Annotated in this window: 8 protein-coding genes; 1 reads left to right on the top strand and 7 read right to left on the bottom strand. The window is 70.5% G+C overall.

Annotated elements, in window-relative coordinates; all coding sequences use genetic code 11:
• Both secA and VF522_RS08650 read right to left on the bottom strand, forming a co-directional pair.
• Positions 1 to 1,749, bottom strand: a 1,749-nt coding sequence (gene secA / locus VF522_RS08655; protein WP_330907839.1) for a preprotein translocase subunit SecA, incomplete at its 3' end; no start/stop codon positions are given.
• A gap of 209 nt (positions 1,750 to 1,958) precedes the next feature.
• Complete coding sequence (locus tag VF522_RS08650; RefSeq protein WP_330907838.1) at positions 1,959 to 2,906, bottom strand: M23 family metallopeptidase; 948 nt, start codon at positions 2,904 to 2,906, stop codon at positions 1,959 to 1,961.
• 36 nt (positions 2,907 to 2,942) lie between these two features.
• Between VF522_RS08650 and VF522_RS08645 the strand changes: the two genes are divergently transcribed.
• Positions 2,943 to 3,251, top strand: a complete 309-nt coding sequence (locus tag VF522_RS08645; protein WP_330907837.1) for a DciA family protein — start codon at positions 2,943 to 2,945, stop codon at positions 3,249 to 3,251.
• Positions 3,252 to 3,374: 123 nt separating this feature from the next.
• Here the strand turns inward: VF522_RS08645 and VF522_RS08640 are convergent, their stop codons facing one another.
• Genes VF522_RS08640 through VF522_RS08620 form a run of 5 tightly spaced genes read right to left on the bottom strand, consistent with a single transcriptional unit; the run spans position 3,375 to position 9,473 of the window.
• Positions 3,375 to 4,187: an enoyl-CoA hydratase gene (locus tag VF522_RS08640; protein WP_330907836.1), complete on the bottom strand. Its 813-nt coding sequence runs from the start codon at positions 4,185 to 4,187 to the stop codon at positions 3,375 to 3,377.
• A complete protein-coding gene (locus VF522_RS08635; RefSeq protein WP_330907835.1) occupies positions 4,184 to 5,614 on the bottom strand; it encodes an aldehyde dehydrogenase family protein in 1,431 nt (476 codons plus the stop codon). The genes VF522_RS08640 and VF522_RS08635 overlap by 4 nt, the downstream gene beginning before the upstream one ends.
• Entirely contained in the window at positions 5,611 to 6,390 is a 780-nt protein-coding gene (locus VF522_RS08630) for an enoyl-CoA hydratase/isomerase family protein (protein ID WP_330907834.1), read from the bottom strand. The genes VF522_RS08635 and VF522_RS08630 overlap by 4 nt, the downstream gene beginning before the upstream one ends.
• The gene (locus VF522_RS08625; protein WP_330907833.1) at positions 6,383 to 8,488 is read right to left on the bottom strand and encodes an acetate--CoA ligase family protein; all 2,106 of its coding nucleotides are present in this window, start codon (positions 8,486 to 8,488) and stop codon (positions 6,383 to 6,385) included. Before VF522_RS08625 ends, VF522_RS08630 begins: the two co-directional genes overlap by 8 nt.
• A 10-nt stretch (positions 8,489 to 8,498) precedes the next feature.
• Positions 8,499 to 9,473 carry a tripartite tricarboxylate transporter substrate binding protein gene (locus tag VF522_RS08620; RefSeq protein WP_330907832.1) on the bottom strand — a complete coding sequence of 325 codons (975 nt, stop codon included), beginning with the start codon at positions 9,471 to 9,473 and terminating at the stop codon, positions 8,499 to 8,501.
• Positions 9,474 to 9,605: the final 132 nt, after the last annotated feature.

The raw sequence follows: 9,605 nt of genomic DNA, 5'->3' as shown, positions 1-9,605 counted from the left end.
CAGCTGGTTGTCGATGCGGCGCGATTCGTGCCGCTCGGTGGCCACGATGCGCAGCCCGCCCTGCGCGACCACGAACTCGTGGTCCTTCTGCCATTGCGCGCGCAGCTGGGCGATGCGCTCCTGCCTGGCCGCATCGTCCAGCGCCGGATCGGCCTCGACGGCCTCGATCGCCTTCTCCACGTTGCCGCCCAGCACGATGTCGGTGCCGCGGCCCGCCATGTTGGTGGCGATGGTGATCATCTTGGGCCGGCCGGCCTGGGCCACGATCTCGGCCTCGCGGGCGTGCTGCTTGGCATTGAGCACCTGGTGCGGCAGGCCCACCTTGGTGAGCAGCTGGCTGATCACTTCGGAGTTCTCGATCGAGGTGGTGCCCACCAGCACCGGCTGGCCACGTTCGTGGCACTCGCGGATGTCCTGGATGGCCGCCTCGTACTTCTCGCGCGTGGTCTTGTAGACGCGATCGAGCTGGTCCTCGCGCCGGCTCTGGCGGTTCGGCGGGATCACCACGGTCTCCAGGCCGTAGATCTCCTGGAACTCGTACGCCTCGGTATCGGCGGTGCCGGTCATGCCGGACAGCTTGCCGTACAGGCGGAAGTAGTTCTGGAAGGTGATCGAGGCGAGCGTCTGGTTCTCGGGCTGGATCTGCACGCCTTCCTTGGCTTCCACGGCCTGGTGCAGCCCGTCGCTCCAGCGGCGGCCCTGCATCAGGCGGCCGGTGAACTCGTCGACGATGATGATCTCGCCTTCCTGTGCCACGTAGTGCTGGTCGCGGTGGTACAGGTGCTGCGCGCGCAGCGCCGCGTTCAGGTGGTGCATCAGCGCGATGTTCGCCGGGTCGTACAGCGTCGCGCCCTCGGGGATCAGGCCCAGCTCGGCCAGGATGCGCTCGGCGTTCTCGTGGCCCTGCTCGGTGAGGAACACCTGGTGCGTCTTCTCGTCGACGGTGAAGTCGCCGGGCTTGGTGACGCCCTCGCCGGTGCGCGGGTCGGCCTCGCCTTCCTGCTTGGTCAGCAGCGGCACGACGCGGCGGATCGCCAGGTACAGGTCGGTGTGGTCCTCGGCCTGGCCGCTGATGATCAGCGGCGTGCGGGCCTCGTCGATCAGGATCGAGTCCACTTCGTCGACGATGGCGTAGTTCAGGTGCCGCTGCACGCGGTCGCCCGTCTCGTACACCATGTTGTCGCGCAGGTAGTCGAAGCCGAACTCGTTGTTGGTGCCGTAGGTGATGTCCGAGCCGTAGGCCGCCTGCTTCTCCTCGCGCGACATCTGCGGCAGGTTCACGCCCACCGACAGGCCGAGGAAGTTGTACAGCTTGCCCATCCACTTGGCGTCGCGGTTGGCCAGGTAGTCGTTGACCGTCACCACGTGCACGCCCTTGCCGGAGAGGGCATTGAGGTACACCGGCAGCGTGGCGGTGAGCGTCTTGCCCTCGCCCGTGCGCATTTCGGCGATCTTGCCCTGGTGCAGCGCCATGCCGCCCATCAGCTGAACGTCGAAGTGGCGCATCTTCATGACGCGCCGGGAGGCCTCGCGCACGACGGCGAAGGCTTCGGGCAGCAGGTCGTCGAGGGACTCGCCCTTTTCGACGCGCTCGCGGAACTCCTGCGTCTTGGCGCGCAGCTGGTCGTCCGACAGCGTCTCGAGCTGGTTCTCGAGGCCGTTGATCTGCTCCACGGTGCGCCGGTACTGCTTGAGCAGGCGGTCGTTGCGGGAGCCGAAGATTTTTGTCAGGAAGTTCGTCGTGGCCATGGGCGCGGGTCGGGTCACGGCACCCGCGAGCGGAGGCCGGACGGCGCAGTCCTTTTGTTGTTCAGAAGGATGAGGTGGAGCCGCCACGCGCCTTTTCCAAGACGTTCGCCAGGGCGGCCAAAGCCGGGGATTTTACCTGTGCAGGGGCGGCGGGGGCTGAAGGACAAAGCCCCGCCGGGGCGGGGCTTCGCGGGAACGGGCCGGCGGGTTCAGCGGGAGCGGGCTTTCTCCGCGATCTGCGCCACCGCCTGGCTGCTGGCATTGAGGAATTTGTACGGGTCCTGCTGCACCCCCTGCACCAGCACTTCGAAGTGCAGGTGCGGGCCGGTGGAGCGGCCGGTGCTGCCCACCAGGGCGAGCTGCTGCCCGCGCTTGACCAGGTCGCCCTTCTTCACGATCAGGCGGGAGCCGTGCGCATAGCGGGTGATCAGGCCGTTGCCGTGGTCGACCTCCACCATGTTGCCGTATTCGGGATGGGCCTCGGAGGTGACCACCACGCCGCCGGCGGCCGCCAGGATCGGCGTGCCCGCGTTGGCCTGGAAGTCCAGGCCGGTGTGCAGCGCCTGGCGGCCGTTGAACGGATCGATGCGCCAGCCGAAGCGCGAGCCCACGGGAGCGCCGGCCACCGGGTTCTGCGTGGGCACCATCGCCTTCTTCAGGCGCGCGTCGATCAGGCGCGACTCCATGACCGTGAGCAGGTCGGTGCGCTCGCCGGTCAGCTGCTCCAGGTCGTCGAGGGTGGCCTGCAGTTCCTCGATCGACAGCGGCCGGCCCTGCACCAGGGCGCCGCCGCGGCCGGTGCCGTGCATCTTCAGTTCGTTCGGGTTCACGCCGGCCAGGCCGGAGACGCGCTCGCCCAGGGCTTCGAGCTGCATCATGCGGGCCTGCATCTCGCCCAGGCGCCGCGCCATGGCGTCGAGGTTCTCGCGCATGAAGCGGTCACGCTGCTCGAATTCGTCCTGCACCACGAAGCGCACCAGCGTGCCGACCACGGGCCAGCGATCGCGCGCCCCTTTCAGGAACACCCAGTGGTACATCAGCGCGGCAACGAGCATCAGCAGCACCGACGTCGCGCACAGCGCGGCCACCAACCGGCCGCCGCTCAGGTGGATCGCGCGGCTGCGAGCCAGCCAGGCATCCGTGATAATGAACTGCATTCTTCTTTCCCCCTCGTCCGTTCTTCCCTCGTCCGCATGACCCGCCGCCACCATCCCGTCAGCCTGCAACAGGCCGCGGAAGAGGCGCCGATGCTCGCCCGGCTCGCGCAGCTGGCGCGGGAATCGGGCGAGAGGCTCCAGGCGATCGCCTCCGCGATCCCTGCGCCCTTGCGGGCTGCCGTCCGACCGGGTCCCATCGAGGGGACCACCTGGTGCCTGCTGGTGGAAACCAGCGCGGCGGCAGCCAAGCTGCGGCAGTTGTTGCCACTCCTGCAGCAAAAGCTCATCAGTCGTGGATACGAGGTTAGCGCGATACGGCTGAGGGTGGGAAGCCTCCAGAGGTAACGGCGGGGCCCGCCTGTCCCGGCGGTTGACACCGGCCGTCGCGCGTTCGCCGCCGGTGCGGGGAAGTTCACCGGCCGTCCGCTCGGGCCGACGGGTGCGAAGCCAGGTCCGGGGGCCGGGACGTCACCTGCCGGTGAATCGCGCGGGACGCTTTTCCTGGAAATGGGCGACGCCTTCCCGGAAGTCCTCGCTCTGCAGGCTGGTGAACATTTCGGCGTTGGCCAGCGCCACCGCTTCGCCCAGCCCCTGGTACGGCGCTTCCCAGAGCTGCCGCTTCATCACGCGCACCGAGCGCGGCGACACCTCGCCGGCGAGCGTGCGCGCGAGCGCCAGCGCCTCGGGCAGCAGCCGGTCGGCCGCGACCACGCGGTTCACCAGGCCCATGGCCAGGGCTTCGGCCGCGTCGATCTTGCGCGAGGTGAGCAGCAGGTCGGTGGCGTGGGCATGGCCGACGATGCGCGGCAGCATCCAGGCGATGCCGTGTTCGGCGATCAGGCCGCGCTTGGCAAACGCGGTGGCGAACACTGCCTTCTCCGAGGCAATGCGGAAGTCGCTGTACAGCGCCATCACCAGCCCCAGGCCCGCGGCGGCGCCGTTGATGGCGCAGATGATCGGCTTGGGCGCGGCCGGGAAGTAGGAGTAGCGCGTCTGGTAGTCGGCCCGGCGGTTCATGTCGTAGGGCCGCATCCACTGCTCGGCCTGGATGTCCCCGGGCGGCAGCACCTCGAGTTCGTCCATGTCCATGCCGGCGCAGAAGGCGCGGCCGGCGCCGGTGAGCACGATCGCGCGGACCTCGGGGTTGCGGCCGGCCTGCTCGATGGCGTCGCGCAGTTCGGCTTCCAGCACCTTGGTCAGCGCGTTCATGCGCTCGGGCCGGGACAGGGTGATGACGGCGGTGGCGCCGTCCAGGGTGGACTGGATCTGCTGGTCGTTCATGGCGTCTCGAAGTGGGCGGGCGGAAGCTGGATGGAGACCGGCTCGAGGAACTCCTCGATGCCGAAGCGGCCGTTCTCGCGGCCGAGGCCGGAGCGCTTGAAGCCGCCGAAGGGTGCCTGCGGGTTGAACGGTGCGCCGTTGACGTCGACCTGGCCCGCGCGCAGGCGGCGCGCCACCGGCAGCGCGGACGCGGGCGTCGCGCCCCACACCGTGGCGGCCAGGCCGTAGTCCGTGCCGTTGGCGATCGCCACGGCCTGGTCGACGCTGTCGTAGGGGATGATCACCAGCACCGGGCCGAACGCCTCCTCGCGCGCGATGGCCATTTGCGGCGTGACCTCGGTCAGCACCGTGGGCGGGAAGAAGAAGCCATGCGGCGGCAGCGGTGCGTCGCGCGTGATCAGTTCCGCGCCCTCGGCAAGCGCCGCGTGCACCATCGCCCGCACCTTCTCGCGCTGGGCGGCCGAAATCAGCGGTCCCAGGCGGGTGCCGGCATCGGCCGGATCGCCCATCGCCCACGCGGGCGCCAATTCGGCGGCCAGGTGCGCAGCCTGCCGCGCCTGGTCGCGCGGCACCAGCAGGCGCGTGGTCGCGGAACAGGTCTGGCCGGAATTGAGGAAGCAGCCCCCCAGCGTCGCCTTCACCGCGAGGTTCAGGTCCGCGCCGGGCAGCACCAGGGCCGCGGATTTGCCGCCCAGCTCCAGCGCCACGCGCTTGATGTCCTGCGCCGCCATTGTGGCGATGTGCCGGCCGGCGTGGGTCGAGCCGGTGAAGGACACCATGTCCACCTCGGGATGCGCCACGAGCGCGCCGCCGATGTCGGGTCCCGCGCCGTGCACCAGGTTGAATACGCCGGGCGGCAAGCCGGCCTGTTCGATCGCCTCGGCCAGCAGGAAGGCGCTGGAAGGCGCGAGCTCGGACGGCTTGAGCACCACGGTGCACCCCGCGAGGAGCGCCGGCGCCACCTTGCCGGTGACCTGGTGCAGCGGGTAGTTCCACGGCGTGATGCAGGCGACCACGCCCACGGCCGCCTGCTGCACCAGCGAATGGCCGATGCGCTGCTCCCATTCCATCTTCCCGGCCAGGTCGGCGTACAGGTCCCAGGCCGCGATCGGCGCGCCGGCCTGGATGCGGGCCGACAGCTTGAGCGGCATGCCGACTTCGCGGGAGATCGCGCGGGCGATGGCGTCGCCGCGCTCGCGCAAGCCGGCGGCGATGCGGCGCACGGCGGCGACGCGATCGGCCAGCGGCGTGGCCGACCAGCCCGCGAAGGCCGCGCGCGCGGCACGCACCGCGGCTTCGACGTCGCCGCGCGATGCCGCGCGGTACGTTGCGAAGACCTGCTCCGTGTAGCTGTCGGTCACGGGCAGGTCGGCCCCGCCGGCGGCGCGCCAGGCGCCATCGATGAAAAGTTGATCGTCGATCTTCATTGCTTGTCCTTGCGCTGGCGGCGGGCCAGGAATTCCTCCATCACGCGTGCGGGTTCGCCGCTCGCATAGCACTCGAGCTGGTAGCGGATGCCGGCGTTGCAGGCTTCCTCGAAGCCCGCCTGGGTGCGCTCGCGGAAGCGCTGCTTGGTCACGCGGATCGCGGTGCGCGGCAGGGCCGCGAGTTCGCGGGCGCGCTGCAGGGCGCGTTCGAGCACCTGCTCCGGCGGCACCAGGTCGTTGACCAGGCCGAGGGCGTGGGCGCGCTCGCCGGAGACCAGCTCTCCGGTGAGCGACAGCTGCTGGTTCAGCGAATGGCCGATCTGCAGCGACATCAGGTAGGAGCCGACGATGCTGGCGAGCCCGGCGCGCACTTCGGGTTGCCCCATGCGGATGCCGGGATGGGCGACGCGCAGGTCGCACATCAGCGCCATCTGGAAGCCGGCGCCCACGGCGGTGCCGTTGAGCGCCGCCACGATCGGCTTCGTCACGTCGCGCACCGCCTGGTACATCGCATGCTGGCGGTTCAGCCACGCGGCCAGGTTGGCGATGACGATGGCGGACGACTCCTCCAGGTCCTGGCCGGCGCAGAACGCGCGCTCGCCGCTGCCGGTGAGCACGATCGCGTCGGCGTGGTCGCCGGCATCGAGCTGCTTCAGCGCGCGCGCGAGGCCGTGGCGGATGGAGTCGTCCACCGCATTCATGGCCGCCGGGCGGTTGAAGCGCACGATGGCGATGCGGCCATCGAGCTCCAGGGTGACGGCTTCGGTCTCAGTCATGGCGGGGCTCGCTCTGTTCGATCACGGCGTCCACCGCCCAGCCGCCCTCGCCCGCTGCGGCGGCGATCAACGGGTTGAGGTCGATGGAAGCGATGCGGTCGGCGCGCTCCGCGGCGAAGCGGCCGAGCGCCACGGCGGCGCGCGCCACCACGCCCAGGTCCACCGGCGGTTCGCCGCGCACGCCGGCCAGCACCGGGGCGATACGCAGCTTCGAAAGCTTGTCCATCACGTCCTGCTCGCTGAAGGGATGCAGCAGCACGGCAAAATCCTTCAGCGCCTCGACGTACTTGCCGCCGTCGCTGACCATCACGGCGGTGCCGAACAGCGGGTCCTGCTTCACGCCCAGCGCGAACTCGCGCTGGCCGCGCACGCGCTGCGCCACCAGCACGCCATCGAGCGGCTGGCCGAGAGCGCGCACGCGGGCGCTGCATTCCTCGTAGGAACGCAGCACGTCCGCTTCGCTGCGCTGGTTCAGGAACACCAGGCCGTGTTCCGACTTGTGCGGGATGGCGGCGGAGCAGGCCTTGACGACCACCTCGGGCCCCAGCTCGCGGAAGGCCTCGGCGGCTTCGCGGGCGCTGTGGCAAAGGCGATGCGGGACGACCGGGACGCCGGCGGATCGCAGGAGCGACAGGCTGTCGGCCTCGCTGAGCGTCTTCGTCACCGGCGCCGCTTCGGCGGTGCGCGCCGCAGGCAACGGAGCGTCCTGGCAACGCGCCGCCAGCACCGCGTGCCGCGACACCTGGTGCAAGGCCGCCAGTGCATCGGTCTCGTGTCCGAACACCGGCACGCCGGCTTCGCGGAAGGCGCTGCGCACGGAAGCCTGCGGCGCCGAGACGGCCACGGGCTTGCCGGTGCGTTGCAGGAAGCGCGCCGTGTCCGCGGCCATGCCCGGCACGTCGTAGCCTTCGCCCGCCACCGGTACGCCGATCAGGAACATGTCGCCCTGCGGGTCGGCGGCCAGCGCGTCCAGCGTGCGGCCGAACATGCTGCCGTCGGAGAGCAGCGAAGCCGTGAGATCGACCGGGTTCTGCGCGGTGGCGAAGCCCGGCATGATCCGCGCGAGCGCGCCTCGGGTGCTGCCATCCAGCTCCGCCATCGGCATGCCGAACTTCTCGGCGGTATCGGCGCAGACCACGCCGACCGCGCCGCTGTGGCTCATCACGACCAGGCGCTGCGCGGCGCGCAGGCCGCAAGCGAGGTACAGCTCCACCGCATTGACCAGGCCGTGGACGTCGTCGGCCCGCCAGATGCCGTGTTGTTCGAAGAAGGCGCCGACCAGTGCGTCGTCGTTGACCATCGCGCCGGTATGCGAGGCGGCCGCCTTGGCCCCGTGCGCGCTGCGGCCGGACTTGAGGGCCACGACCGCGGCGCCGCGCGCGCGCGCGATGCTTGCCGCTTGCGCCAGCACGGCGGGGTCGGCGAGCGACTCGATGTACAGCAGCAGCACGCGGATGTCCGGGTCGGCCGCGGCAGCGAGCGCCAGCTCGCTGACCGAGGTGTCGGCGTCGTTGCCGCTGGCCACCACGTAGCGCACGCCGATGCCGCGCTCGCGCAGCAGCGCGTAGGGCATCACGCTCGCCGCCCCGCTCTGGCTGATCACGGCCACCGGGCCGTCCTGCGGCGCGACTTCCATGAACATCGTGCTGAAGTTCAGCACGGCGCCGCTCTGGAAATTGGCGATGCCCTGGGCATTGGGGCCGGCCAGCCGCACGCCCAGCGCACGCGCCTCGGCCACCAGTTCCGCCTGGCGCCGGGCGCCTTCCGGGCCGGTCTCGCCGAAGCCGGAGCTCATCACGATCGCGCTGCGGACGCCACGCGCCGCGCATTGGCGCAGCACGCCCGGCACGTGGTCGCCGCCGACCGCGACCACCGCGACGTCCGGCGCCTCTGGCAGGTCGGCCAGCGAGGCATAGGCCTTGTAGCCCTGGATCGTGTCGCGCTTGGGGTTGATCGGGTACACGGGCCCCTGGAAGCCGAAGCTGCGCAGGTAGTGCAGCGGGCGGCCGCCGACGCGGTTGCGGTCCTCGGTGGCGCCGACCACGGCGACGCTGCGCGGCCGGTACATCGCGGCCAGGCGCGGATCGATGGGAGTCACGGGCAGGTCCTCAGTCGAGCGTGGCGCCGGAAGCCTTGACCACCGGGCCCCACTTGGCCATGTCGCGCTTGATCAGCGCGGCGAATTCGGCGGGCGATGTCGGCCGGGCCTCGGCACCGTCGGCCTGCATGCGCTTCTTCATGTCGTCGGTGGACATCACCGCGGCGATCTCGCGATGGAGACGCTCGACCACCGGCGCGGGGGTGCCGGCCGGGGCCAGCACGCCGTACCAGATCGTCACGTCGAAGTCCTTCAGGCCCGCTTCCTGCGCGGTGGGCACGTCCGGCAGCAGCGGCGAACGCTTGGGGCCGGTGACGGCGAGCGCGCGCACCTTGCCCGCGCCGATGTTCCCGGTCTGCTGCGCGATGGTGTCGAACATCATCGTGAGGCGTCCGCCCAGCAGGTCCACCAGCGCGGGAGCGCTGCCCTTGTAGGGCACGTGGGTGATCTGCAGGCCGGCGCTCGCACGCAGCAACTCGCCCGCGAGGTGGTTGGAGCTGCCGTTGCCGGCCGAGCCGTAGGCGACGGTGTTCGGCTTGGCCCGCGCCAGCGCCATCAGCTCGCCCAGGTTCTTCGCCGGCACGTCCGGGTTGACCACCAGCACGTTCATGGTGGTGGCCATCAGGCTCACGGGCGCGAAGTCCTTCACCGGGTCGTAGCGCAGCTTCGCGTACAGGCTCGGGTTGATGGCCATCGTGCCGGTCGTGCCGAAGAACAGGGTCTGGCCGTCCGCGGGCGCCTTCGCGACGGCTTCCGCCGCGATGCTGCCGCCGGCGCCGCCCTTGTTGTCGACCACGACCTGCTGGCCGAGGCGCTCGCCCAGCTTCTGCGCGAGCTGGCGCGCCATCGCGTCGGTGGGGCCGCCGGCGGGAAAGGGCACGACCAGCGTCACGGGTCCGCGCGGGTAGGCCGGCGATTGCGCCTGGGCGACGGGAACGAGGGTGAAGGCGGCGGTGACGGCCGCGAGCAGGCTGGTGAAACGCATGCTTGTCTCCTTGGGTGTGAGGCGCAGGATAGGTTCGGCGAGGCTTGCCAGAAAGAGTGGCCGGATCAATTCAGGCTTGCATTAAAGTGAAGCCATGAACCTGAAGCAGCTGCACTCCTTCGTGCATGTCGC

The sequence above is a fragment of the Ramlibacter sp. genome, from assembly GCF_036383835.1.
GTDB lineage: Bacteria > Pseudomonadota > Gammaproteobacteria > Burkholderiales > Burkholderiaceae_C > Ramlibacter.
The sequence above is the reverse complement of the archived record's forward strand: the minus strand, read 5'-3'. Positions and strand labels throughout refer to the sequence as shown.